The 24,308-nt window shown below is 60.1% G+C and carries 24 protein-coding genes and 1 pseudogene; 12 read left to right on the forward strand and 13 right to left on the reverse strand.

Going from position 1 to position 24,308, the window contains the following annotated elements; all coding sequences use genetic code 11:
- The coding region (locus EZI54_RS19695; RefSeq protein ID WP_131483597.1) for an SDR family NAD(P)-dependent oxidoreductase at positions 1–405 on the reverse strand (405 nt) is incomplete at its 3' end.
- Positions 406–859: 454 nt separating this feature from the next.
- On the opposite strand from EZI54_RS19695, the gene EZI54_RS19700 reads away from it, so the two are divergent.
- Positions 860–2,866 (forward strand): methyl-accepting chemotaxis protein, encoded by a 2,007-nt coding sequence (locus EZI54_RS19700; protein WP_131483598.1) that lies wholly within the window; start codon positions 860–862, stop codon positions 2,864–2,866.
- A gap of 317 nt (positions 2,867–3,183) precedes the next feature.
- A complete protein-coding gene (locus EZI54_RS19705) occupies positions 3,184–4,107 on the forward strand; it encodes a M14 family metallopeptidase (RefSeq protein ID WP_131483599.1) in 924 nt (307 codons plus the stop codon).
- A gap of 24 nt (positions 4,108–4,131) precedes the next feature.
- Here EZI54_RS19705 and EZI54_RS19710 read toward each other — a convergent pair.
- From EZI54_RS19710 to EZI54_RS19735, 6 genes and pseudogenes are all read right to left on the reverse strand, one after another.
- A pseudogene (locus tag EZI54_RS19710) lies at positions 4,132–4,353 on the reverse strand (helix-turn-helix domain-containing protein); the annotation flags it as partial.
- Positions 4,354–4,465: 112 nt separating this feature from the next.
- The gene (locus EZI54_RS19715) at positions 4,466–5,674 is read right to left on the reverse strand and encodes a DUF6421 family protein (protein ID WP_131483600.1); all 1,209 of its coding nucleotides are present in this window, start codon (positions 5,672–5,674) and stop codon (positions 4,466–4,468) included.
- Positions 5,675–5,698: 24 nt separating this feature from the next.
- Entirely contained in the window at positions 5,699–6,226 is a 528-nt protein-coding gene (locus EZI54_RS19720) for a hypothetical protein (protein ID WP_207389281.1), read from the reverse strand.
- Positions 6,227–6,253: 27 nt separating this feature from the next.
- The gene (locus EZI54_RS19725) at positions 6,254–7,504 is read right to left on the reverse strand and encodes an ATP-grasp domain-containing protein (protein ID WP_131483602.1); all 1,251 of its coding nucleotides are present in this window, start codon (positions 7,502–7,504) and stop codon (positions 6,254–6,256) included.
- Positions 7,474–8,403, reverse strand: coding sequence for a DMT family transporter (locus EZI54_RS19730; protein ID WP_207389282.1), 930 nt, complete (start codon positions 8,401–8,403; stop codon positions 7,474–7,476). Before EZI54_RS19730 ends, EZI54_RS19725 begins: the two co-directional genes overlap by 31 nt.
- A gap of 309 nt (positions 8,404–8,712) precedes the next feature.
- Entirely contained in the window at positions 8,713–9,666 is a 954-nt protein-coding gene (locus tag EZI54_RS19735; protein WP_131483603.1) for a hypothetical protein, read from the reverse strand.
- A 161-nt stretch (positions 9,667–9,827) separates the two neighbouring features.
- Here EZI54_RS19735 and EZI54_RS19740 point away from each other — a divergent pair, with 161 nt between their 5' ends.
- Positions 9,828–10,286, forward strand: a complete 459-nt coding sequence (locus tag EZI54_RS19740; protein WP_131483604.1) for an Lrp/AsnC family transcriptional regulator — start codon at positions 9,828–9,830, stop codon at positions 10,284–10,286.
- A gap of 152 nt (positions 10,287–10,438) precedes the next feature.
- On the opposite strand, the gene EZI54_RS19745 is transcribed toward EZI54_RS19740, so the two are convergent.
- A complete protein-coding gene (locus tag EZI54_RS19745) occupies positions 10,439–10,636 on the reverse strand; it encodes a hypothetical protein (RefSeq protein ID WP_131483605.1) in 198 nt (65 codons plus the stop codon).
- Positions 10,620–11,552, reverse strand: a complete 933-nt coding sequence (locus EZI54_RS19750) for an AraC family transcriptional regulator (protein ID WP_131483606.1) — start codon at positions 11,550–11,552, stop codon at positions 10,620–10,622. Before EZI54_RS19750 ends, EZI54_RS19745 begins: the two co-directional genes overlap by 17 nt.
- 197 nt (positions 11,553–11,749) lie before the next feature.
- Between EZI54_RS19750 and EZI54_RS19755 the strand changes: the two genes are divergently transcribed.
- The 3 genes from EZI54_RS19755 (at position 11,750) to EZI54_RS19765 (ending at position 14,204) form a co-directional block, all read left to right on the forward strand.
- Positions 11,750–12,835 carry an aldo/keto reductase gene (locus EZI54_RS19755; RefSeq protein ID WP_131483607.1) on the forward strand — a complete coding sequence of 362 codons (1,086 nt, stop codon included), beginning with the start codon at positions 11,750–11,752 and terminating at the stop codon, positions 12,833–12,835.
- Positions 12,836–13,069: 234 nt separating this feature from the next.
- The gene (locus EZI54_RS19760; RefSeq protein ID WP_131483608.1) at positions 13,070–13,534 is read left to right on the forward strand and encodes a GFA family protein; all 465 of its coding nucleotides are present in this window, start codon (positions 13,070–13,072) and stop codon (positions 13,532–13,534) included.
- 346 nt (positions 13,535–13,880) lie between these two features.
- Positions 13,881–14,204 carry a hypothetical protein gene (locus EZI54_RS19765; RefSeq protein ID WP_131483609.1) on the forward strand — a complete coding sequence of 108 codons (324 nt, stop codon included), beginning with the start codon at positions 13,881–13,883 and terminating at the stop codon, positions 14,202–14,204.
- An 88-nt stretch (positions 14,205–14,292) separates the two neighbouring features.
- On the opposite strand, the gene EZI54_RS19770 is transcribed toward EZI54_RS19765, so the two are convergent.
- From EZI54_RS19770 to EZI54_RS19780, 3 genes are read right to left on the reverse strand one after another with little or no spacing between them, the layout of a single operon-like run.
- Positions 14,293–14,499 (reverse strand): hypothetical protein, encoded by a 207-nt coding sequence (locus EZI54_RS19770; RefSeq protein ID WP_207389283.1) that lies wholly within the window; start codon positions 14,497–14,499, stop codon positions 14,293–14,295.
- 14 nt (positions 14,500–14,513) lie between these two features.
- Positions 14,514–14,945, reverse strand: coding sequence for a VOC family protein (locus tag EZI54_RS19775; protein ID WP_131483611.1), 432 nt, complete (start codon positions 14,943–14,945; stop codon positions 14,514–14,516).
- A complete protein-coding gene (locus tag EZI54_RS19780; protein ID WP_131483612.1) occupies positions 14,942–15,421 on the reverse strand; it encodes a helix-turn-helix domain-containing protein in 480 nt (159 codons plus the stop codon). Before EZI54_RS19780 ends, EZI54_RS19775 begins: the two co-directional genes overlap by 4 nt.
- Positions 15,422–15,746: 325 nt before the next feature.
- Between EZI54_RS19780 and EZI54_RS19785 the strand changes: the two genes are divergently transcribed.
- The 6 genes from EZI54_RS19785 to sbmA all read left to right on the forward strand — a co-directional run bounded on the left by EZI54_RS19785 (position 15,747) and on the right by sbmA (position 22,055).
- The gene (locus EZI54_RS19785; RefSeq protein WP_131483613.1) at positions 15,747–16,184 is read left to right on the forward strand and encodes a hypothetical protein; all 438 of its coding nucleotides are present in this window, start codon (positions 15,747–15,749) and stop codon (positions 16,182–16,184) included.
- Between the two features lie 319 nt (positions 16,185–16,503).
- Positions 16,504–17,790 (forward strand): MFS transporter, encoded by a 1,287-nt coding sequence (locus EZI54_RS19790; protein WP_131483614.1) that lies wholly within the window; start codon positions 16,504–16,506, stop codon positions 17,788–17,790.
- A gap of 261 nt (positions 17,791–18,051) precedes the next feature.
- Entirely contained in the window at positions 18,052–19,122 is a 1,071-nt protein-coding gene (locus EZI54_RS19795; RefSeq protein ID WP_207389284.1) for a DUF1176 domain-containing protein, read from the forward strand.
- Between the two features lie 64 nt (positions 19,123–19,186).
- Positions 19,187–19,552 (forward strand): hypothetical protein, encoded by a 366-nt coding sequence (locus tag EZI54_RS19800; protein ID WP_131483615.1) that lies wholly within the window; start codon positions 19,187–19,189, stop codon positions 19,550–19,552.
- 224 nt (positions 19,553–19,776) lie between these two features.
- The gene (locus EZI54_RS19805; RefSeq protein WP_242674535.1) at positions 19,777–20,478 is read left to right on the forward strand and encodes an HAD-IA family hydrolase; all 702 of its coding nucleotides are present in this window, start codon (positions 19,777–19,779) and stop codon (positions 20,476–20,478) included.
- Between the two features lie 287 nt (positions 20,479–20,765).
- Positions 20,766–22,055, forward strand: a complete 1,290-nt coding sequence (gene sbmA / locus EZI54_RS19810; protein ID WP_131483616.1) for a peptide antibiotic transporter SbmA — start codon at positions 20,766–20,768, stop codon at positions 22,053–22,055.
- Between the two features lie 193 nt (positions 22,056–22,248).
- On the opposite strand, the gene EZI54_RS19815 is transcribed toward sbmA, so the two are convergent.
- Positions 22,249–23,835, reverse strand: a complete 1,587-nt coding sequence (locus tag EZI54_RS19815; RefSeq protein WP_207389285.1) for an NHL repeat-containing protein — start codon at positions 23,833–23,835, stop codon at positions 22,249–22,251.
- Between the last annotated feature and the right edge of the window lie 473 nt (positions 23,836–24,308).

The following is a 24,308-nucleotide window of genomic DNA, read 5'->3' on the forward strand; positions in this document are numbered from 1 at the left end:
CACCCCGGCCCGCTTCATGTGGGGTATGGCATGCTTGGTCCCGAGGAACACGCCTTTCACGTTAACGGACTGTACAAGGTCCCATTCTTCCTCGCTCAGCTCGTGTGTGGGCTTGTTCGGCCCGGCGATCCCGGCATTGTTGACCAGGACCGTCAGACCCCCGAAGGCCTCGGCCACCTCATCCAGTACGCGCTTGAACTGATTTCCGTCGGTGACATCGCAGTGCCAGTAGCGAACAGTGTGGCCCTTCGCCGTCAGTTCGGACGCCAGCCCTTGTCCCTCTCGGTCCTCCCGGTCCAGGACGGCGACGGCCGCGCCCTCTTCCGCCATCCGCCGGACGACGGCAGCACCAATACCCATGGAGCCACCGGTGACCGCGGCCACTTTGCCTTTCAATCTGTCCATGACCCTTTCCCCCGTAACCAATAGGACTCACCCATGACGTCATCCCACAGCTCCGTCGCCGCCTAGTGTTTAAACGTTATACAACCCGGCTTTCGGCGTTTTGATTGAGATCAAAACATGCAGCTGATCAGAAACACTGGTTCCCAGGGCCAGATTAGGAATAAGGGATGCAGAGCGTATGAATGCAGGCAGCCCACCTGCTAAGCAGGCGGTCACAAGCTACCTCGAAAACATGACCACATGGCGTCCACATCCATGAAACCTACCTCCATGTGGTTACCACCATGGTCTTCAAGGCAAGCTGTGAAAAACTCTCAAAAACAAATGATTAACATTAAAATACAAGAGCTTACCATCGCGAAACTATCTCTTCTTATACCCTGACTGGACGATGGTCCCGCCCCCCTGGATTCCTTACACTTGCTTTCAGATATTCCCAACAGGATACCGTCTGATGAAAGGACTCCATACGCTCTCAATTCGCGGAAAGCTGCTGGCTCTGGTAACCCCCGCCCTGGTGGTTATTCTTATCTTTGCCGGCAACGCTGTTCGCTCCAGTTATTCCGACTACCAGAATGCCCAGATCCTGGATGGCATGATTGAGCTCGCAAAGCTTGGTGCCCCAGTAATTCAGGAGCTGCAGAGAGAACGGGGCCGCTCGGCCGTGTTCCTGGCCTCTGGCGGCCAAAGCAGTGAAGCTGCGAATGCTCTCCGCAGTCAGCGCACACAGAGCGACCGCGCCATTCTGTCCTATCGGCAGTCCGTTCAACGGCTGCTGGCCGAATCCAGTCTGCCAGCGGTTCTGGTCGACGGCATCAAAGCCTCCAATGAGAAGTTGGACGAGCTGTCGCGCCATCGTCAGGCCATCGACCAACGGGATATGACCGGTGCCGAGTCGGCAAAGTACTACACGGCGCTGATCGCTCAACTTATCGACCGGGAAAAGCAGATAATCCGCCAGTCCACGTCGGATCGAATAACCCGGCAGATGTCGGCGTACCACGCCATGTCAGAAGCCACCGAAATGGCCGGCCGCGAGCGGGCGATTGGCGCCAGTCTCGTGCAAAGCCGGGAATTCAGCCTTGCCACCGTGACGCGGATTGCTTCGCTCAAGGGTGAGCAGGACGCCCTCTTCCGGCTGGCTGTGAGTCTATTGCCAAGCGACATCCGGCTTTCCGTCAGCGATGCCATTACCCGGGCCGATGCTCGAGCCATGGATTCCATGAGGAACACGTTGACCCAAACTGAAGCCGGTATTGCCAGGCTGACGCCCCAACAGTGGTTCGATGGCGCGACCGACCGCATTGATGCCCTGATCCGGGTCAATGACGGGGTTCTCTCCAGGGTGGAATCCGCTACTGCCGAGGTCGTCGCCGGAGCCAGCTCGTCCCTGGCGACAACGTCTATCCTGGCGGTTGCAGCCGTGTCCCTCGTAATGGCCCTGATGGTGCTGATCACCCGCACGATCGGTCGGCAGGTCAGGGATGTGGTGGACGGCCTTCAACACGCCATGAACCACAAGGATCTGTCCCGGTCGCTTCCGGTGACCTCCAGGGATGAGCTGGGCACGATCGCCGGCGCGGTTAACAAGCTGTTCGATCGCTTCAGCGACGCCCTGCGCCAGATCGACCGGGCCAGCGTGCAATTGGCTGCCGCCACCGAGGAAACCAGTTCCACCGCCAGCCAGAACGGTAACCAGGTCCGGAACCAGCAACAACAGGTCGAGCAGGTGGCGGCCTCCTCCGAGGAAATGTCAGCCACTTCGGAGGAGATCTCCCAGAATACCCAGCAGGTGGCCGACGCCGCCAACAACGCTACGGAGAAAAGCCAGCTCGGCGAAACTGTGCTGCGGTCCAGTGTCGATAAAATCCGCCAGCTGACCGAATCCGTTCAGGACGTCAATCAGGTGATTGAGGAGTTGGAGAAACGCAGCGGAGCCATCAGCGATGTGATTGACGTCATCCGGCAGGTGGCAGAGCAGACCAACCTGCTGGCCCTGAATGCCGCGATTGAGGCGGCCAGGGCAGGCGAACATGGACGCGGTTTTTCCGTGGTTGCCGACGAAGTCAGGACCCTGGCCCGCCAGACCCATGACTCCACAACCCAGATTGAACGGATTATCAACGAATTCCGGGACAGCACCGAGAACGCCAGCCGCTCGATCGTCTCCAGCCGCCAGTTGGCGACGGAGACCCGTGAGCAGGCTTCGGAACTGGAGCAGACCTTTTCCGATATCCTCCTGGACATCAGCAGCATCTCCGGCATGGCGGCACAGATTGCCACGGCATCGGAAGAACAGGTGGCCGTGAGCCGTGACCTGGCGGGCAGCATGGAATCCATCAGCGAGGCGGCCATCATGACGCTGACCGGCTCCCAGGAGATCACTCAGGTCACCACGGAACAGGCGCGGCTTGCCCGTCAGTTGCAGGATCTGGCCAATGAGTTTCGGGTGGTTGCCTGAGGCTCAGCGTTGATCTGTTGCGTGGGCGGTTGGTTTTGGGGGCTGGCGACCTCGTTATCCTGAAAGAAGCCAAATACCCCCCCCCCTTACGTCCACGCCGATCCACAACTGCCTTATACCCGTTCAGGCTCATTGCAGGTGGCCGCAGGAGATGGCGTCTATGCCGTCAATCCGGGGTGCGCGCTCCTGGAAACGAACATCATCCGTTAGAATCACGACTGCGTAGTGCTGTCCTGGCACGATATCCAGCCGGATTGCGCCCCCAGGCACGGATGCTAGAATGCCCGTTTGCGCCCGCCATCACTGGAGAAAGCGATTTGAACACGACTCCCACCCCGTATCCCATCGGCACACCCGGCACCCCTTGGGGCGATGCGGAACGTGCCGAGTGGCTGTCCCGTCAGACCCGCCAGCGCAGCTACGAGTCCGAGGTGTTGAGCGTGATCGAGCGTCTGCGCTCGCGCTTCGATGTGGAGGCGTATGGCCACCTGGCGTATGGCGCCGACCGTTATTCGCTGATGGCCATCCGGAGTCGCGACTGGCGGGACGATCGGCCGATCGTGCTGGTGACCGGCGGTGTCCACGGTTATGAAACCAGTGGTGTCCATGGTGCGCTGCAATTCGTCGAGCAGCGTGCCGCGGATTACACGGACCGCATCAACCTGCTCGTGGCGCCCTGCGTTAGCCCCTGGGCTTACGAACGCATCCACCGCTGGAACGCCAATGCGGTCGATCCGAACCGGTCGTTCCGGGATGACGGTCAGGCGGAAGAGGCGGCGGCCCTCATGCGGCTGGTTGCGCCCATCCGCGATCAGGCCCAGCTGCACATCGACCTGCACGAAACCACCGATACCGACGAAAGTGAGTTTCGCCCTGCCCTGGCGGCCCGCGACGGCAAGCCGTTTGAACCAGGCGGGATTCCCGACGGTTTCTATCTGGTCGATGACCGCGAAAGCCCGCAGCCCGAGTTCCAGCAGGCGGTGATTGAGGCGGTGGAGCAGGTGACCCATATCGCGCCGGCCGATGACAAAGGTGAGCTCTTCGGCACCCCCGTGGCGGCCCGCGGCGTTATCGAGTACCCGATCCAGCAAATGGGCCTGTGCACCAACCTCACCCGCGCGCCCTACCGGACGACGACCGAGGTCTACCCGGACAGCCCCCGCGCCACCACAGAGCAATGCAATGCCGCACAGGTTGCGGCGGTGTGTGCGGCGATCGATTACGCCCTGGCGCACCGGTAGGTCAGCGCAGGGATCGCCTCCCGCTCAATGGGAAGACACATAGAGAGACGGGGACTCCGGAGGCGGCAGCTCGAAAGATGAGCGCATCCAGGCCACCTCTTCCCGGGGCGAGCGTCCAAACAGGCGGCGAAATTCCCGGCTGAATTGCGACGGGCTCTCGTAGCCGACACCCGCTGAGGCCGCCGCTGCGGTCATGCCGTTCCGGAACATCAGCAGTCTGGCCTGATGAAGCCGGACGGTCTCGACGGACGGTTGATCCGAATGCCGGATCAAGCCCAATGCAGACTGGGTGATGAGGCCGACGGCGAGCCGCTCACCGGCCGCCCGCCGCTTCTACCTGTCCCGTATTGGCGGGCAATCAGAACACCAGATACGGGACTTCGATCTCGCTATTGGCTCTCTGAATAACGAAGTCCTCCGGGATGGCGAATCGCTCGCCGTCTTCACCGGAAGCGAGAATGCCTTCAACGTACCTCCTGGCGGCCTCCTTATATCCCTGATCGTGCGCAATGGCCTCAATCGAGTCGATCTCGGATAGCAGGACGGATAGGCTCTCCACGCACGCCTCAAAGTTGAAGGATAAGCGGCCATCGGAGGCATGCTGGAAGCAGTCACTGTTTCTCCAGAGCCATGTGAACAGGAAGAACCCCGTTCCGGAGTCAAAGTTGTTGGTGGCATCGTGCTGGGAGGGGTACCTCAGCAGTCGCTCAAAGAGGATGAACTCGATGATGGCATCCCAGTATTTAAAGCGCTTTTCATTCAGCGCCAGCACGGTGCTCACGTCGGCCCTGATTTCTTCGAGAATGCCGACAAAGAAATTCATCTTGACCTGAATGTTCTGGTCAAAAGGCCGGTGGCCGACGTGATGGAAATAATCGTGAAGATATCCCCATAGGACACGAGCCTCATAATATTCGTCTTCAGTCAGCTTCTCACAACGGAGGGCACCGATTGAAAAGACGGACTTTGCCCTGAGGATCGTTTCCTGGTTAAAGATCCTGAAGAATTTATTGAAGAAGAACATCGCATAGTTCTGCAGGTGCACTTCATTCCTGGTTCGTACATTTTCAGGAAAAAAGACAATGCACTTCTCTTCGGTAAAGCCCTTGCTGCCCGCAAGCAGCTTCAGGGACTGGCATCCGTTCTTGGGATGAGGCATTTCCGCCGCAATGGGTGCCATGAACGACGGTTCTTCCCTCTTTGCAAAGAACGCCTCGAGGTAAAAGCCTCTGTCATTGGGACCGTTGGGCGTCCTCATCGGTCCAAGAAAAAACGTCAGGCTGTGATTTTCAGGGGCGGTAAACGTATTGATGGTATTGTCAAAGTACGGCGTCTTATCAAGGCCTCTAACGATCCAGTCCTCGATATCCACGGCCAGTGACTCGTGCGTTTCTTCCAGACCTATCGATACGTACAGTGGTTTGGTGTAATCGATCAGGTCGCGCAGTATGCCCTCGGCCAGCCCCACCCCAGCCCGGATACTTCCGTCCCTGCTCTGGAGCGCCTGAAGCCGGTGTACGCGCGGCACGATATGGTTGTTGATGTAATCAACATATTCGATGCTCATGGCAGCCCTCATTCCCTTGATCGATCACTTGTTCGCATGAATCGTGAAGCACATGGGCACCTCACCAAAGTCGCAAACCACAGTCAGATCATTTTCCATGGCAGCCTTCAGTGTCGTGATGCAGGCATCGGCCTCGTTGTGGACACAAGACCAGGCGGCCTGAGAGTTGCTATTGACGATCTTGACGCTATGACCGTATTTTTTCGCCAGGTGCGCCGGCGCGGGGTGAGTTGCAATGACCGTCGAGGCGTCGAACGCCAGGTCCGGGCTGGATGCTGCAAGCACCATGTTGTAGGTGGGGATAATAAAACTGTCCTGGATCTCCATGTCCTTGAGGTTTTCAAAAACAAGGTGATGCAATTCAGGATAAACGGCGCAACCCAGTAAGACATCATTGGGCTTTTTCTTGACTTCAGTGATGGCTATCTCAAGGGTGTCGTAAAGTTTGACGTCACCTTTTAGTCCCTTATTCTCCAGCCAGAAATACCCCGCCTTTTCACAGTTCGTGCCGGCAGGTCCCAGTGTATGAATCGTTACGGTATCTGAATTCACAAGAAACAATCCCTATTTCCGAGTTTTTCAGTCGTACTCAATCACGAGGTTTTCATCTAACGCTTTGTAGAAATCCTCACACTGTTGGTGGTTGTCGTGACTCGTTAGAATAAATCCGGGATAACCGGAAAAGTGGGGATACGGGCGCACGAGTTTGCCGCGCTCAAAGAACTGCATCACCCGGTTAACCGAAGCGTCATCCAGGATATTTCTTTCGCAGTCGATCTTCTGGAATACACCACTTCCCCTGACGGGGATGATGTAGTTTCCTGCCGTCTTCGACGGGACAACCGGGTTGGGCAAGTCGCTCTCACGAAGCTCCCCCAGAGCGTTGAGGAACACGAGCTTCAGCAGGTTCACCCCCGTCGTCTCCTTGACGATGTAATGGGAAATACCCTGCCCGCCCACTCGGGGTGCGGTCTCGATGACATAGGGCTTGCCGTCGGCATTGACCCGCAGTTCCGTATGCGCGGGGCCATCGGTTATGCCCATGGCCTTCACAGCAGCGATGACCTCCTGAGAAATCCGCTGTCGCTGCTGATCGCCTATCCGGGCCGGCGCGATGTAGATTCCTTCTTCAAAGTAGGGCCCCTTACAGTCGCCCTTGTCGCCGATAGAGAGAACAAAAACCGCACCGTTGATGGATAGGGTCTCTGCGACGTATTCAGGACCGTCAATGAATTCTTCGATAATGATTCCAGGCTTGTCCCGGGCGATCCGGGACAGTTCGCGCTCATTGATGTCCTGGACATTCTTAACGGCTTCCAGCAGCGAATCCCGGTCGTCGACCCTGATGATCCCCTGACTGGAGAACCCGTTCGTTGGCTTAACCACCAGGGGGAAGGACAGCGACCCCAAATCCAGCTCGCGGGTGCCGTCATGGTAGATGTAGCCGGGCGTGTTAAGACCGTTTGAGTCCAGGGTTCTCCTGATGCTTCGTTTGTCCCGGCAGTTTTCAACGGTCTCTGGTGAAAGAAACCGGAGCCCGAGCGACTGGGCAACATGAGCCACAAAATTCAGGGACGGCTCCGAGAGCGTGACGATACCGTCAAACCGCCTCTGCTCGTGCTCGGCTTTCATGATTTGGAAAGCGGCACTCGCGTCACTGAAAATCGGTATGGGAACACATTTTATAACGCCTGGAAGGCCTCCCGGGGCCGGGTCCTCGGAGTTGTAGAAAAAGGTCAGCTCCAGGCCTAACGCTTCAGCTTCCTCAAAAATAAACGGTAACTTCACATTCTGAAGGACTACTGCGATGTGCTTTCTCTCGCTGCGCAACTTTCGACACTCCTTTGCTTGATATTTATAAACATCACTCCAGTGATGACCAGTGCCGTGCCCACATATATATTGGCAGTCAGTTTTTCGCCCAGAAAAACATACCCAATATAAAGAGCAATGACTGGAGATATAAATAAATGGGATGTTGCTTTTGATATGTGCCAGTTTTTCAGGATCAGGACATTGAGCGAAAACCCGACCGTAGAACCGATGATCGCAAGGTACATCAAGGCATAGAGACTGATTCCGGAGAAACTCCGCACACCGGTCTCGACGAACAGGCTCAGTGACAGGAGAAAGAAAGCCCCCGACAGCATGGAGACCGAAACGAACGTCAGCAGCGGCAGGTCCCTGATCTTTCTCTGGACCGTGACGGTGATCGCCGCCGAGCCGAGCATGGCGGTAAGCACGACAGCCATTGCAAACGCGTCGCTTATGTCCTGGTTGAAGGCGATCCTGTCACCAAAGACGACCAAAATGCCAACGAGCGCAGCCGATACCCCAACTTGCTGGGTCTTGGTGGTCGGCACGCCCCGGAGCAGCTTGTTCAGGATCAATGCAAAGATGGTAATGAACGTGGCAAGGACCGAAATCAGGCCACTTGGAAGCTGGTTCGATGCCCAATAGACGCTGCCAAAGGGCACGGCGAAGTAGAACAGCCCATTTAAGGAGGCGAGCTTTAACAGGGTTGAATCGACCTTGAATTTTTTCTGCGCTACCTGAAAACCGGCAATTAAAAGCCCAGCGATAAAAAACCGCATCCCCGAAGACCACAGAGGCAGGCTACCTTCAAGCCCCAGTTTCTGGAACGCCCATGTGGTCCCCCCGATCATGCACAGAACCAGGAAGGCGATACTGACGTGGTACTTTCTCAGGAATGCCGTCATCGCGTTCATGCGACTTTCGGGAAACGTGCTAACGGCATGGCTTGGCCACACCGTTTGAATATTAAGCGCGACCTTTTATCGTGCAGAAAACACAGAGACAGAGAAACGGTGGGCACGGCCTTGGAAATCCTTTTCCTGAGGTGCATTTTTTTCGACTATAGACGTTGCCAATATGATCCGCAACAGCCGGATTTAAAACTGGAAAAGTCTGCGAGCGAGAGATGTCAACCGCATTAAACATGGCCCCCAAAAGCACATGAGCGCATCGAATACACAATAAATCACCGGGCATCATGCATTGAGCTTCACTTGGCGCGATCAGCGCCACGACGCTCCCAGGCGGACCGGTAACCAGTGACTCGGCCAACGCGCAAGGAGCCCAATCACCAGGATTGCAAAGGCCAGTCGCGCCCAGAGTACTGCCCACAGGTCGGCCCCCAGCAGCAGGATCAGCAATGTGTCTTCGATCACGCTGTGGCAAAGTCCAAGAAAACAGAGGACCAGTACGCTGTCGCGCCGGCTCATCACCCCGCTGTCCACATCCCGGATCAACAGGCCCGCCCCATAGGTCAGCCCCAGGGTAGTGCCAATCACCGTGACATTCGCCGCGGCCCGGCCAATGCCCAGCGTTTTCAGCAATGGCGACAGGGCCATATGGATCAAACGCTCGAACTTCAGCCAGCGGAGCACGGCGAGCAGGATCATCAAGGCAAGAATGATCAGGAAGATCATGCCCAGCGTCTCGAACTGACCCAGCAACCAGCCACCAAACCCTGAGGCCGAAGGTTCCGGACGCCACATCAACCCGGCCTGCCGGGAGCCGGTACCGAGAAGCTGATATCCCGCATTCAGCAATCCGGCAAAGACCAGCGCGCCGCCCATACGCAGGACCAGGGTGGCCCACCAGGGCACGCCAGCTCTGCGCGCCACGGCGCCTTCCACCGGGAGGGAATGGCCGATCAGCAACAGCGCGCTGAAGACGCTGACCTGCGCGACCGTCAGCGGCATATCGCCGGCTATTTCAAAGAACACCACCATGCCCGTGAAGATATTGGTCAGCAGTGTGGTCGCCCAGACAATCCCCAGTTCGGGAGGCAGATCAAAAAGCTGCATCAGCGGGGCCAGAACATGCCCCAGCCAGATCGTCGCTCCAAGCTCATCGAGGATCTTTACGACGACCAGCGCCGGCACCAGCACCTTTAGCAGAGTGATGTAGACCCCGAGCACATCGCGCATGAACCCGCCTAGGCGCTCGAAAGCACGAGATGGCATACCGCCTCCTGTTGGCTCCGTGTCAACGAGCGTTCATGGTAGCAGCGGTATTGCAACATCTTCTGTCGAACATCGCTTCAACGACCTATTTTGTGTTGTTTTCTATCCCGGAAAGTGCAGATTATTGACCCGTCACTCATGAAATGCAGGGAGAGCCACTTATGGACGCCATCGACAAACGCCTGTTGATCCAACTGCAACGCGACGCCAGCCTCACCAACCAGGCGCTGGCAGACATCGTGGGGTTGTCTCCATCAGCGTGCCTCAAGCGTGTCAGGCGGTTGTGGAAAAGTGGTGTGATCGAGCGTCAGGTGGTGTTGGTCAACCCGGCCGCTGTCGGCCTGTGCATGCACATGGTGGTGGAGGTCACGATGGAACGCGATCGCAAGGATCTTTACCAGCGTTTCCTGAGGAGCGCCATCGCGGTCGACGACGTCAAGCAGTGCTACCAGGTGACCGGGGAAGTCGATTTCGTCCTGATCGTCGAAGTCCCGGACATGGACGCCTATGACCGCTTCTGCGACGAACTGCTGTACGCCGACGACAACGTGAAGAAGTTCCGGACGCTGATCTCACGCGATCGCAAGAAGTTCGACACCACCATTCACAGGCTGCGGTGAACCGGCCCGGAGCCTTGCGAGCCCCGATCGACAGGAAGCGGGGTTAACCAACATGGACCAGCGCTTTTGCCACTGGCCCGAGCCAGTGCGAGTGGTATTTCAATCCCGTGACCCGGTATCGCTTAATCGCATTTTTTCACGATCTCGACAGCTCAGTCTTCGATCACCCTGATGACTGCCACCCCCAGCTCTTTCAGCGCCGCATTACGGGCCTTGAAGTCGGCGTCTGTATCCGAGATGTAGATGGTGACGATTCTCGGGTTGCCGTCGTCCGGCGTGATCAGTGCCACGATGTTCCGGTTGTGGTCGCCGCTGCCGGACTTGTCGGCGATCTTAAACCTCGCTCTCAATCGCCACACTGGACCGCAGCACCGCCTTGTCCCGCCCCGGTGGCGCCCCGAACAGCTTGCGATAGTCCCGACTGAACTGGGACGGGCTCTCGTAGCCGACCTGGTAACCCACGCTGGCCACTTCCTGTTCGCTGAACAGCAACCGCCGGGCTTCCTGCAAGCGCACCCGCTTCTGGAACTGGACCGGCGTGAGCTGGGTGATGGCCTTGAAATGCCGGTGAAAGGAGGCCGGGCTCATGTTGGCCATGTCGGCCAGGTCCCCCACCTTGAAGGGCTGCCGGTAGTTCGCGTGCATCCAGGCGGTGACCCGGCCAATGCGGGCGGTATCGCTGTCCTTCATGCCGATTTGCTGCAAGGCCGGCCCCAGCGGCGAGCGCAACAGGCGCCAACCGATTTCCCGGCGTATGAGTGGTTCCATGACGTCGCGGTCGACCGGCTGGTCGAGCAACCGGAGCAGGCGGATGAGAGGATCGTACAGTTCCTCCGGCACCGGGGCCGTCGCCAGTGCCGTCCGTTTGGGTCCCCGGTAGGCCATCTCCGGGTGGGCCACCAGCAGCTCGGAAATCATCGCCGGATCGATCGACAGGCTGAGCGCCACATACGGTTTTTCCGGCGTGGCTTCCACGATGCGGGAGTTCACCGGCAGGTTGACCGACGCGAACAGGCACTCACCCTGGCGATAGTGAAACGCCTGTTCTCCGATGATCGTCACCTTGGCGCCCTGCAGCACGATGCAAAATGAGGTCTGATACAGGGCCCGGATGGTGCCGCTGGGTTCCGGCGCCCGGGTCAGGCGTAGTCCGTCGACGGCGGTCTCCGGGCCGTGGTTCAGCCACTGCTGCTCAGCAAGATCACGCAGTCGATCCAGGGCGGGGTTGTCCGGTGACATCGGCATCACGTTGGGTTGGGCGGTCATGGGCGTCTCCTGTTCTGATCCGATCATAGGCTTTTCGGCGCGGCAATTCAGCCCGGCCGGCCATCGCCCCGGGCCAGTTTGATAGGATCGTGCAATCGCGTGAGAGTTTCCGCCAGCCCGATCCTCCCCGCTTCGCCGTAGCATGATCCCACTGCCCTACTCCGGCAGGTTTGTCCATCAAGAGGAGATGATCGGTTATGTCTACACCCAATATTTCCCTGTCCAGCCAGGATGCGCCCCTGCGCCTTCGTACCCTTGGTAACTCCGGCCTGTTTGTCTCGGAACTTTGCCTGGGAACCATGACCTTCGGCGGCGAGGATGGCATCTGGGGCCTGATCGGCCAATTGCAGCAGGACCAGGCCGATGAACTGGTGAAGACCGCCCTGGAGGCGGGCATCAATTTCATCGACACCGCCAACGTGTACGGCAACGGCGCCAGTGAGCGCATCACGGGCCAGTCGCTGAAGAACCTGGGTATTGCCCGTGAAGATGTGGTGCTGGCCACCAAGGTGCTCGGCCCGATGGGTGACAGCCCCAACGCCCGCGGCGCATCCCGGGGTCATATCATGACCCAGTGCAAGGCCAGCCTGGAACGTCTGCAGACCGACTACATCGACCTGTACCAGATCCATGGCTTCGACCCGGCCACGCCGATCGAGGAGACCCTGGAAGCGCTGAATACCCTGGTGCAGCATGGTCACGTGCGCTATGTCGGTCTGTCGAACTGGGCCGCCTGGCAGGTGATGAAGGCGGTCGGGATCACCCGGGCCCGCAAGCTGTGCCCGATCCTGTCGTTGCAGGCCTACTACACCCTCGTCGGTCGGGATCTGGAGCGGGAAGTGATTCCCATGCTGGAGTCCGAAAACATCGGCCTGATGGTGTGGAGCCCGTTGGCCGGTGGCTACCTGTCCGGCAAGTACGAGGGGCCGGACGTGTCGGAGGAGAACCGCCGTGCCAAATTCGACTTCCCGCCCGTAAACCGGAAACGCGGCAGCAAGGTGATCGCCGTGATGCGGGAAATCGCCGCCGGCAAGACGGTGGACGGCCAGCCGGTCTCGGTGGCCCAGATCGCCCTTGCCTGGCTGCTGCACCAGAACGCCGTGACCAGCGTCATTGTGGGGGCCAAGCGGGTGGACCAGTTGCGCGACAACATCCTGGCGGCCCAGGTGCGCTTCGCGGACGACGAACTGGTAGCCCTGGACGAGGTCAGCCGCCTGCCGGCCGAGTACCCGGGCTGGATGCTGGAGCGTCAGGGGGCGTATCGGAGCCCCAAGCAAGGGTGAGCGGTAGAGCCCTGGTCGTTTGCAGGCTGAACAGATACTGAGGGTCCGTCCTGCCTTTTGCCCGATCCGTCGCCGGCAGAAGGCAGGACCGGATCACCGGCGTCGGGGAAGCATCCGGGCCGGCCTCATCACGAGGCACCTCGAGAACGCCCCTTATCATGCTGCACGCTGCCCTGCGAACACGCTATATTGCAAAGGCTGTCCCGACCGACTCACAACAAGGAGCGTTCAACAATGATCGAGAGCTTACTCCCCATGGAAGGCGAATGCCGCTGCGGCAAGGTGGGCATCCGTATTGATGCCGTCCCCATCCTGACAATGGCGTGCCATTGCACGGGGTGCCAGAGGATGAGTTCAAGCGCTTACTCCCTGTCGGCCCTCATTCCTCACGACGCCTTTTCCGTCACGCGCGGCGATCCGGTGATTGGCGGACTGCGCGGCGACGAGATCCGGCACTTCTTCTGTCCGGATTGCATGAGCTGGATGTTCACACGATTCGACGACCCTATGCCGTTCGTCAACGTCCGCCCGACCATGCTGGATGACTGCAACTGGTTCGAACCGTTTGTCGAAACCTACACCTGCGAAAAGCTGCCCTGGGCGAGTACGCCGGCCATCCACAGCTTCGAGAAGTTTCCGCCGCCGGAGTCCTATGAAAGCCTGGCGCGGGAGTATGCGCAGAGTATTCAGAAGGGCTAGCCCAAGGGCACTGCACATTTTGTTGCTCGTTGCGATTGGCCTGGATGATCGGCGGAGTGATGGCTGGAATTCTGGCTGGCAAACGTCGGGCTCGACGGATTCCATCCATGACGCAGGCCGTACCCTGTCCTATTGTCCCAACCTGGCTGCCCGACTGTCAGCCCATGACTTACCCTGAATGGGAACGAAGCTGCGGCAAATCCTCGACATGGTCGTTTCGGAGAAGCGGCAACTGCGGCCCCTCGTTACACTTGAACATCATTACACGACCGTGGTCTGCTGGCGGTGAGCGCGCAATGCAAACCACGGTGGATCCATACCGTTTTCTCAAGGATGGAATGGAACGATGAGACTTTTGAAAATCCTGGTCGCGATGGCACTGCTGACAACCGCACTGTTTGCCCACGCCAACGACTCTTTCCGACTGGCAAATGGCAAGCTCATCCAGGACGGGCAAAGCAAGCAGGAAGTCCTCTATATTGCTGGCGATCCCGTTAACCAGGAAGTGGAAACGATCGCTGTCGATGACGGTGCGGGGGGAAATCCGGTTAAACGGGAAATCCTGACGTATCGTTTACGAAGCTCGCTTGGTGGTATGTCGCTGGTTGTCGTCACCATAGAAAACAATACGGTGGTCGCCATCGAATCCAGGCAGGAAAGCAGGCTATAGGCGCACGACGGAGATACGACGCTCGACAGGCCGTGATCCGCCCAACACCGGAAACCCGTGACACGGGTCCGGCGCCGGTCGTTCGGGCCTATCCGTCGCATGGCCGGCTGCGCCACCTGGAACGATACGGCAGTGCAAACAGGTAAAGGCCGGAAAATAATTGCAGGAAAAGCGGCGGCAACGGCGCGTAGGTCAGCCACATTGGCGGCTCACCCGAGGCCACCGCCCGGAATGCGAAGTTGGCGACGACGGTGAGCGTGAAAACGATCGACAGCCAGCGATGGCCCTGTCGCATCCATAGACTCCAGTTCATTTCGAGCCCTCCGATGGTGGCTGTGGCCGGGCTTCGATCATCTTCCATCCGTTACCGGACGGATCGCGGAAACCGGCGTCCACGGCGCCATACCGGTCGACCGGTTCCTGTGTGAACTCCACCCCCATTCTGCTCAGCCGATCGTAGGCCGCGCGGCAATCCTCCACCACCAGCACCAGCGGCGGCATGGCGCCCTTGGCCACAACCTCGCACAGGGTCCGCGCTGTCGCTTCGTCATGGACCGGCGGCCCCGGCTTGAACAGGCCGAGCTGGAACGACGGCTGCTCCGGGTGCTGCACCGTAAGCCAGCGATAGTCCCCGTTGCGCACGTCCGTGTGGACCCGAAACCCTAACCGCTCGACGTAGAACGTCAGCGCTTCGTCCTGATCCCGGACATACAGACCGACCACATCGATACCTTGCGTCATAGAAGATCCTCCGTTGATGGGTGATTCATTCTCGCAACGGATGTCTTCCGTCGCTTCTCCAAAACTGCCATCTTCAGGTTCGGGCGATCGGCGGCGCGTACCATGCATTCGGGCATGTGTTCCCGCCCATGCGGGGTGGACCGCTGCCGGGCACGTATGCTCCCCGGACTCTCACCGGTGATGTCACGGAAGACACGACCGAAAGTACCCAGGCTCTTCCAGCCCGTCTGGAAGGCAATCTCGGTAACCGGCAGTTCCGTATCGCGAAGCAGCGCGACGGCCCGCTCGATGCGGCGGGTCAGCAAGTAGCGGTGTGGGGGCACGCCAAACGCGGTCTTGAACGAACGCGCGAAGTGCGACCCGGAAACGGCACTGACCTGTGCCAGTCGGTGAATGGGCCACTCCTCGTGGGGCGCGCGATCCATCCTGTCTTTCGCACGAAGCAGTCGACGCAACAATTCAGGGCTCTGGGCCATGTTTCCTCCTGCCTGGCCATCGTCATTCCCCACCTGGAGAGCGCCCCGAGCGCGAAACATCCGCAACCAGAGCCATAACGGATGTGTTTACCTGCGAGGCACTGGGAGCGAAGCCGCGTAGACACACCTCCCTGTCGGCGTTGATCCCAGTTTAGGTAAAGAATCGGGGCAGATCGAACCTCCGGTTTTTCGTATACTTGATCAGGTCAGGGCCTATCGTTGCCCCTACTCGATAGCAAGGCCCCAAACCGCTGCGGCCACCCGGCGCCAAAGGACGCTTCGGGAATGTTCCGGGGCTGCGGCCAGTGCCTATCGGAGAACCGTCATGCCTCATTTCGCTTCTGAAGACGATATAGCGTTCAGGATGCAGGTTGAGTCCTGCGAATTTCCCGTTTCTGAATTCAATCACCGGGCCCATGTGCGCCTGGCGTATACGTATCTTGTCGAGAACGGGGCCGAGGAGTCCGTGCAGTTGATGCGACACGCCCTGCTGGGATTGTTGAAGCACGCCGGCGTGGAGCCGTCCCGGAAGTACCACCAGACACTGACGGAAGCCTGGGTTCTGGCCGTTCGCCACTTTATGGCGAATACGGCCACCTCGACATCCGCTGACGAGTTTATTGAACAGAATCCCGCGCTGCTCGACTCCGGCATCATGATGACGCACTACTCGGCAGACCGGCTGTTTTCAGAACAGGCCCGCCAATCGTTTGTCGCCCCGGATCTGGATCCCATTCCCGTGCACGAAAACCCGATGGCGTGACGCCTCCCGCCAAGCCGGCGTCGGTGAGAAGCGCCCGGCACCGGCTTGTTCCACGCCCTGCCGTCTGGTGCTCCCGTTGCCCATGAACAGAAACGACAGATCGAGCCCCTTTTAACCACGCCCGCTTGAATCCGGCCCGGTCCATTCCTAGGCTGGGCAGGTATCACATCCAAAGGCAGGGACTGCTCCAACTGAGAGAGGGCCGCAGTGTGAGGCAAAAAACGTCCGACGTCCCGTATCGATCGACGGTCAGCGCATCATGCGGATGGCCCGCGGATACGGCAAGAGTAGCCACTCTCCTCACCGGTTGGGCTTCCGTATGAAGGTGCCGTCGAGCACCAGCTTTGCCCTGCTCGGGGCGGGCCTGATCGCCATCAGCTACGGACTTGCGCGTTTCGCCTTCGGCCTGTTCGTCCCGCCCATCCGCGACGATCTGGCGCTGGCGCCGGATGTGATCGGCCTCATCGGCTCCCTGCCGCTCATCAGTTTTGTACTGGCCACGCTGGTCGCTCCGGTCACCGCCGTTCGCCTCGGTGCCCGCAATACGACGGTGCTTTCCGGTGTGTTCGGCGTGGTGGGCCTGGGGCTGATCAGTCAGGCCTCGGGCGCCCTGTCGCTCAGTGTGGGGGTGTTTGCCTGCGGCATCTGCACGGGGTTGATGATGCCGGCGCTCACCGCGGCGATGCAGGCGCTGGTCAACCGCTCGCTGCACGGCCGCGTCAGCTCGGTGATGAACGCCGGGACCAGTGTGGGTGTCATCGTTGCCGTACCGGCGGTCCTGTTCATCGCCAGCGCCTGGCGTTCCGCGTACTTTGCCTTTGCCGTTGTGGCGGTCGTCGGGGTGGTCGCCGCCTGGGCCTTTATCCCCTCGGTGTCGCGGGTGACGCCGCTGAACGCGGCACCTCCGCCCCCGATCAGCAGCCTGCAATGGTCGCGCCTCTTCCGGCTGTCGCTGTTTGCGTTCGCGATGGGCTTCGTGTCCGCTGCCTACTGGATCTTCGCGCCGGATCTGATGGTCACGCTCAGCGACCAGCCGCCGGGCGCCACCGGCTGGCTGTGGCTGGCCGTCGGTATCGCCGGACTTGGTGGTGCGGTGGTGGCCGATCTGGCGGATCGCAACAACCCGCCCATCACCCAGGCGCTGATGCTGATGATGCTGGCCGCGAGCCTGACCCTGCTGGCCGCCAGCCCCGGCCAGATCGTGATCACGATATTCTCCGCCCTGGTCTTCGGCCTGGCCTACATGAGCCTGACGGGTCTCTACCTGATGACCGGCATCCGGCTGCTGCCGGGCCGGCTGTCGATGGGACCGGTGCTGCCTTTCATGGCCGTCTCGCTCGGACAGGCGACGGGCTCGCCCGTTGTCGGTCTTATGGTCAAGACGTTCGGCTACGCCGATGCGTTTTCCATGTTCGCCGCCACCGGCATTGTGGTGGCACTGCTATCCCCCCTCTATCCCCGCCACATCGAACAGGAACCCGAGGACCCCCCCGAAGACGAAACGGGGCTCCAGGCCGCCTACGATCACCAGCTCCAGGGCGAGGACGGCGAGCCATGGGTGGATCAGGGCCTTCCCGATTCGGAGACGGAAGAAATCCAGCACTGAAGTCGCGCTCCTGATGCACCACAAGCATTGACACGTCGCCATACTTGACGATGGCCGCGCCGGTTTCCCTATTGTGGGCAACCCTGACAGCCTGACAACCCTGCCCCTGCCATCAACAGGACTCGCTCTCGGTATGTCAGACTCATAGCGACACGCCCAGGCTTGCGGTAATCTCCTCCTCCAACCACCCGGCGAATGTGACCAGGATTCATCAGAACGAGTCCGGACCCCGTCCGCGAATTCATACAAAGAGACATCAACATGGGACGATCAACGACCTGGATGGGCCTGATGCTGGCCATACTGTCTACCAGCGTTCAGGCCGCAGACAGCGGCGCGTACTTTTCCCACCAGGACTGGGAAGTCGCCTGCGACAACACCGGCACCTGCCGGGCGGCCGGCTACCAGGACTTTGACGATCCCCAGTCGGTCTCGGTGCTGCTGACCCGGAACGCCGGCCCGGACACACCGGTGACCGGAAAGCTGCGGATCGGGGAAGTGAACCTGGACGACGTGCAGCTGGCCTCGTTGCACGATGATCCCGGGATCGCGTTGCGCATCGATGGCAGGCTCGTCGGAAACCTGGAGATCGATCCCGATTCGTTGACGGCGGACCTGCCGGAAAAACTGGTGGCCGCGTTGCTTGCCGTGTTTCACCGAAACAGCGATATCGAATGGACCCATGACGATTATCGCTGGCATCTCTCCGACGCCGGCGCGACCGCCGTGCTGACGAAGATGGACGATGTGCAGGGCCGTGTGGGCACGCCGGGTGCCCTGGTCGCCACCGGCTCGAACCGGGAAGGTAACGTCCCGCCGCCGACACCTGCGCCCGTCGTGGTTGCCGTGCCGGTGGCCGAGAAGGCCGGGTCGCCCCAACCGCTGCCAACCGGGGATCGGCCCGACCTGCGAACCGCGCTGGCTGCCACGCTGGGGAGCGATGACGAGTGTCTCGGCCTGAGTCCGTCCGGGAATGTCGGCGAGCTGGAGGCGGTTCGCCTCACCGACAGGCGTCTGCTGGTTTCCACCACCTGCTGGATGGGCGCCTATAACATGGGAACCGGTTATTGGGTCGTCAACGATACGGCACCCTATCAGCCCGCCCTGGTGACCCTCTCCGCCAGTGGCTACGAGGACGGCACCATCTACGCCGCCCAAAAGGGACGGGGCCTGGGCGATTGCTGGTCCCGGGACGACTGGACCTGGAACGGCGAGCGATTCGTCCACACCGCGTCGTACACCACCGGCAAATGCCGCCTGATCGCCGCCGGCGGCGCCTGGATCCTGCCGACGCTGGTGACGGAGGTTCAAAAGACGTCCGAGACTCACTGAGAGGCCCCGCTCAAACACGTCGCGCAGGAAAGCCCCTGCCGGACAAACCACTCCTGGAGACAGCATGATGAGCAAGCGAGACCATGGCCGAGTGGAGCGACGCCTGATTGCCGCGCTGACCCGGGCCTGCGAGGACGCCAAACCCCTGCTCCCCGGGTTCACCTGGCTGACTCACGAGGTCGATTACCAGCGCTTTCCGGAAAGGCTGATGATCACCTGGGTGTTCGATACCGACGCCAACCTTGCCCGCGCCCTGAAAAGCGACGACTGGCCGTGGATACATGACCTCACGGCCGAGGCGCTGGCCGATGCCGGCATTGCGGTCGATGACATCACGTGCCACGTGGATCTCGACAGCGAGCAGGCCTGCCAGCGGACCCATGCGGGCAACTGGGAACGCCGCCTGAAAGCAAAGCCGGCGCGGCACTGAATGGCCAGCAAGATCGACTTAACTGAGCGGTCCAGCCGTGACTGCCAGGCGGGCGGGCGCCCGCCATCCTCGGCATGATCTCACGCATCAGCGCCATAAAGGTCCGCAACCGGGCCGGGTAGTAGGTGACGTGGGGATAGAGCAGGTAAATGGACAGTGAGTCCGCACATGACAGGACAATCGATCTTGAGCCCCGACCTGCGTAGCATGACCGTCATCCACTCATGACAGCACGGGTTTCTCTCGCCATGGACCACACCGATATCGCGGCAAAACGCTTCGCCGCCCTGCTCTTCGATATGGATGGCACGATCCTGAGTTCCATCGCCTCAGCCGAGCGCGTCTGGGCAGACTGGGCCCGGAATCACGGTCTTGACGTGGAGTCGTTCCTGCCCACCATCCACGGGATCCAGGCGGTCGAGACGATCCGGCGACTGGACCTCCCCGGCGTGGACCCGGTGGTCGAGGCCGAGCGCATCCTGCGGGCGGAGATCGACGACGTACAGGACGTTGAAGCCATTGCGGGCGTTGCGGCGTTCCTCGAACGCCTGCCTGCGGAACGCTGGGCGATTGTGACATCGGCGCCCCGGGCGCTGGCCGAGCGGCGCATTGCCGCGGCCAGCCTGCCGATACCGCCCGTGTTGATCGCGGCGGAGGACGTCGAGCGAAGCAAGCCGGCCCCGGACGGTTACCTGCTGGCTGCCGCCCGCCTGCAGGTCGAGGCCGGCGACTGCCTGGTGTTCGAGGACGCGGCGGCGGGCATCGAGTCGGGCGCTGCCGCCGGAGCCAGCGTCGTTGTCGTCACGGCGACCCATCGTCACACTGTCGAATGGCCTCATCCGGCCATTGTCCATTACGAGGGTCTGCATGCCACTCGGGAGGAGGATGGCGTAACCGTCCACGGCCTGATGTTTCCCCGGGCCTGAATCCACGCCTGAATCGCCGGGGGGATATCTGCCGCCCGGTCCCGTCTCTCATGTCAGTCCCAATGCGTCTCCGCGCGAGCCGCGTTCAATGTTGGCCCATCGGTAAATCCGGCCTCCCGCCCATCCAGGGTCGCCCAGATCAACTCAGGCTCCGTGAATCACGGCCACACAGCGTTACGATATAACATAACCCAGGAACTTAATGTTCCCGTCCCAATCCCAATGAATCACTGACACCCTCAGGGGTTTTGCAGGGCCAGCCCTGCTTCAACCAGGTACGTTTGACGATGTTCGTATCTTTCTTCCCCAGACCCAGACTGCTCCTGTCCTCCTTCGTCGCCTGGGCGCTGTTCTGCGTCCTCGCCTGGTATTTGCTGGCCAAGGGTGCCGGCCCCGACCTGAGCCTCGGCGACCTGTTTGGCTATGGCTTCCCCGCTGCCCCCGGCACCGGCGCGGACGACGCCGCAAAAGCCGCGTTCAAGGCCGCCACGGACGACGCCATGACATTCTGGTTCTACCAGTACTTCATCGCGGCGATCGGGCTGTTTACCGGTTCGTGGATGTTCTTTGCCCGCCATCCCTGGCAACGCTGGTCGGTCGGCGGCTCCGCGTTGATGCTGTTTATCAACGGGTTCCTGGTGGAACTGGATGTCCGCATCAACGACTGGTTCGGAAGCTTTTATGACCTGGTGCAAAAGGCGTTGGGAAAAGCCAGCTCGGTGGAGCCATCGGCTTACTATCTGGAGATCGCCACCTTCCTGAAGATTGCGCTGGTTTACGTCATCGTCGCGACGGTCTTCCGCTTTTTCGTCAGCCATTTCATCTTTCGCTGGCGTACCGCGATGAACGCCTATTACACCGCACTGTGGGACAAGCTGCGCCACATCGAAGGCGCGGCGCAACGTGTCCAGGAAGATACGATGCGTTTTGCCTCGATCTCGGAAGATCTGGGCGCCAGCCTGATGGACTCCCTGATGACGCTGATCGCCTTCCTGCCCCTGTTGTGGGCCCTCTCGGCCCACGTCAGGGAATTACCGATCGTCGGCCCGGTCAGCCAGGGCCTGGTGTTTGTCGCCATCTTCTGGTCGATCATCGGGACCACGCTCGTGGCCGTAGCCGGCATGAAACTCCCGGGACTCCAGTTCCGCAACCAGCGGGTGGAGGCGGCATACCGGAAGGAGCTGGTATATGGTGAGGATCATGCCGAGCGCGCCCAACCGGCCACCTTGCGCGAGCTCTTCCAGAACGTCCGCAAGAACTACTTCCGCCTGTACTTTCACTACCTCTACTTCAACGTCGTGCGGATTTCCTACCTGCAGGTCGGTGCGTTGGTGCCTTACATCGCCCTGGGCCCGGCGATTATCGGTGGCTCACTGACCCTGGGCATCATGCAGCAGATCGTGCGGGCGTTTGGGCGCGTTGAGTCGTCGTTCCAGTATCTCGTCAATTCCTGGACCACCATCATCGAGCTGCTGTCCATCCACAAGCGCCTGAAGGCCTTTGAAGCGACCCTCGCCGGAGAGCCCTTACCGGACATTGATCGCCGTTACCTGGAGCAGTCGTTTGCCGATCCGTGACGTTATGGTTTTCCAAGGGCAGGCGGTACTCACAGCGACGGGGACATAGCCAGGCGGCCACACCGGGGAATGGCCTTGAATCTTAACGGGCGCGGCGGCTGAATGAAGCAGGATAGGGCCGTTTGCTCCGGCGGTCCCCCTGCCTCTGCGGCGGCGTCCAATGCAAACCGGGCTCCTGCCCGGGTCGCCTATCTCAGTTCGCTTCGAACACCAGCGCCCGGTTGTTGTGGCCGTCGGTGATCAGGAGTTTATCGCGCAGAAGCGCGCCGCCTACCGGGAAATAGAAAGTGCGTGCCGAAGCCATATCACTGGCATTGTCCTGGTTGTCGTCGTCGGCCGTGGCATGGACGAAATCGGACTGGCCAAGTACCCTGTCGGCAGGCTGGAAACTCTCGGTTGGGAAGCGGTTCCACACCAGCAGGCGGTGGTTGTTGGTGTCGGGGACGAACAGTTGCCGACCATTGGACCACACACCATCGTAGGGATGGTTTAGGGTGCGGGCTGTGGGAGTGGCGTCTGCCACACCGTCCTGGTTGTCGTCGTTTTCTATGTTGTGTGCAAAGTCGGCCTGGCCCAACACGATATCCGCAGGCTGGAAGTTCTCAGTCGGGAAACGGTTCCAGATCAGCACACGGCTGTTCTCGGTATCTGCCGCCACCAGACGTGAGCCGTCCGTCCAAACACCAGAGACCCCGCTCAAGGTGCGTGCGCTGGATGCGGCATCCGCTACATTATCCTGATTGTCGTCGCTTGCAGTGCAGTGGGTGAAATCCGCCTGCCCCAGGACAAGATCGGGCTCGGTACCCGTTGCCGTCGGTACGGAGTTCCAGACAAGAATGCGGTTGTTGGCACCGTCCGCGACCAGCAGCTTGCCATCGGCGATGGTCATATCCTCGGGAGCATACAGGCCCTGCGCAGAACAGTCACTGCTGCTGGAGGTAAAGTCTGCCTGGCCAAGCACGGCGCTGGCCGCTCTCGGCGCCGCATATGGCGCACTGTCGAAGATCAGGATACGGTTGTTCGCGTATTCCAACAGGTAGTAGTGGCCATTGTAGGCCAGCAGCCTCTGGGGGCCTTCAATCGACGAGTCCGTGGTGCCTCCGCTGCCCGTCATGAAATCCCCCTGGCCCACAACGTAACTGGCAGACGCACCGTTGACGGTTGGAATTCCGTCAAAGCCCAGCACGCGATTATTATCAAAGTCAGGGAGCCAGAGGATATCGTCAAAGAAGCTGGCATCGCTGTAAGGAAAATTCAGAGTGTCCGCGCCCGGGACGCCGCCCTGGTTCGAACTGCTGCCGGTAAAATCCGTCTGGCCAATAACCACGGCGGCATTCTGGAAGTCACTGACGGTGAAATCGATGCCCAACGTCGTGTCCACCGTCGTGACGTTGCCAACGGTGTCCTCCACGGTCAGTTTCAAGGGTTGGTTGCCGCTTTCCCAGGCGCCCCAGGCGTCGTCTGGCGCCAACGTCAGCACCTTATTGTTACTGCTCCAGGTGCCGCCATCGGAAAGAACGCCGAGACCGCCATCGAAGCTGAGCGAACCGGGATCCATCGGTTTGCTGAAGGTGATAACGAGGTTGTCGCGGATACCCAGTGTGCCGCTGGGCGACACGCTCGCGGTGGCGGCATTCCCGGTGCTTACGGAGGACAGGTCGATGTCACAGGCAGACAGCAGTAACGTGAAAAGAGCGGGTAGCATCCACCCGGTTCGGGGAGTTATGAGTCTCAAGGCACGATCTCCAGTAAAAGCCGGCATGGTGTTCTGTGGAAGCATAACCTGCCATTCTGGTCACGGCGCCTTCAGGCGCAGCCCCGCTTCCTGGCTCCCATGGCTTGCGAAAACCGATGATTCAGGTCATCGGCTTATTTAGGGGGCTGATGGGTCACAACGGCATTCTGGAGACACCACACCCCACGTCGGCACAATTATAAGCGACCAATATTTAATCAACCATCAGCCCTTTCATTTCTTTACCATTCGACAAAAAGCGACACAAAGCACGTTGCGACTGCCCTGAAAACCAGGAGCGTTGCTAAAAATCGTGCCTTGCGAGTGAACGACTCTGAATGCCCAGGGGCATTCGGAGGTGCTCAAAGGGTCCATGGATGTGCGAGCACGAACCCGCCCAGACGATAGGGTGTTTGACCTCGCAGTGGTCAACGACACGATCATAAGAACAGATATCCATGACACAGCCACGGCTTACACCGTCAAGTTCCTTCCCACTCAACCGAAGTCACTGGTAG

Origin of the sequence: Marinobacter halodurans (assembly GCF_004327985.1) — a bacterium.
GTDB lineage: Bacteria > Pseudomonadota > Gammaproteobacteria > Pseudomonadales > Oleiphilaceae > Marinobacter_A > Marinobacter_A halodurans.

What these genes read in the sequence shown, in the direction of transcription:
- EZI54_RS19740 (WP_131483604.1), top strand. Translation starts at nt 9,828, where the DNA reads ATGGACGCCATCGACAAACGCCTGTTGATCCAACTGCAACGCGACGCC.
- EZI54_RS19785 (WP_131483613.1), top strand. Translation starts at nt 15,747, where the DNA reads ATGCCTCATTTCGCTTCTGAAGACGATATAGCGTTCAGGATGCAGGTT.
- EZI54_RS19750 (WP_131483606.1), bottom strand. Translation starts at nt 11,552, where the DNA reads ATGACCGCCCAACCCAACGTGATGCCGATGTCACCGGACAACCCCGCC.
- EZI54_RS19760 (WP_131483608.1), top strand. Translation starts at nt 13,070, where the DNA reads ATGATCGAGAGCTTACTCCCCATGGAAGGCGAATGCCGCTGCGGCAAG.
- EZI54_RS19780 (WP_131483612.1), bottom strand. Translation starts at nt 15,421, where the DNA reads ATGGCCCAGAGCCCTGAATTGTTGCGTCGACTGCTTCGTGCGAAAGAC.
- EZI54_RS19765 (WP_131483609.1), top strand. Translation starts at nt 13,881, where the DNA reads ATGAGACTTTTGAAAATCCTGGTCGCGATGGCACTGCTGACAACCGCA.
- EZI54_RS19770 (WP_207389283.1), bottom strand. Translation starts at nt 14,499, where the DNA reads ATGCGACAGGGCCATCGCTGGCTGTCGATCGTTTTCACGCTCACCGTC.
- EZI54_RS19795 (WP_207389284.1), top strand. Translation starts at nt 18,052, where the DNA reads ATGGGACGATCAACGACCTGGATGGGCCTGATGCTGGCCATACTGTCT.
- EZI54_RS19755 (WP_131483607.1), top strand. Translation starts at nt 11,750, where the DNA reads ATGTCTACACCCAATATTTCCCTGTCCAGCCAGGATGCGCCCCTGCGC.
- EZI54_RS19700 (WP_131483598.1), top strand. Translation starts at nt 860, where the DNA reads ATGAAAGGACTCCATACGCTCTCAATTCGCGGAAAGCTGCTGGCTCTG.
- EZI54_RS19735 (WP_131483603.1), bottom strand. Translation starts at nt 9,666, where the DNA reads ATGCCATCTCGTGCTTTCGAGCGCCTAGGCGGGTTCATGCGCGATGTG.
- sbmA (WP_131483616.1), top strand. Translation starts at nt 20,766, where the DNA reads ATGTTCGTATCTTTCTTCCCCAGACCCAGACTGCTCCTGTCCTCCTTC.
- EZI54_RS19730 (WP_207389282.1), bottom strand. Translation starts at nt 8,403, where the DNA reads ATGAACGCGATGACGGCATTCCTGAGAAAGTACCACGTCAGTATCGCC.
- EZI54_RS19800 (WP_131483615.1), top strand. Translation starts at nt 19,187, where the DNA reads ATGATGAGCAAGCGAGACCATGGCCGAGTGGAGCGACGCCTGATTGCC.
- EZI54_RS19715 (WP_131483600.1), bottom strand. Translation starts at nt 5,674, where the DNA reads ATGAGCATCGAATATGTTGATTACATCAACAACCATATCGTGCCGCGC.
- EZI54_RS19815 (WP_207389285.1), bottom strand. Translation starts at nt 23,835, where the DNA reads ATGCTTCCACAGAACACCATGCCGGCTTTTACTGGAGATCGTGCCTTG.
- EZI54_RS19775 (WP_131483611.1), bottom strand. Translation starts at nt 14,945, where the DNA reads ATGACGCAAGGTATCGATGTGGTCGGTCTGTATGTCCGGGATCAGGAC.
- EZI54_RS19790 (WP_131483614.1), top strand. Translation starts at nt 16,504, where the DNA reads ATGAAGGTGCCGTCGAGCACCAGCTTTGCCCTGCTCGGGGCGGGCCTG.
- EZI54_RS19805 (WP_242674535.1), top strand. Translation starts at nt 19,777, where the DNA reads ATGACAGCACGGGTTTCTCTCGCCATGGACCACACCGATATCGCGGCA.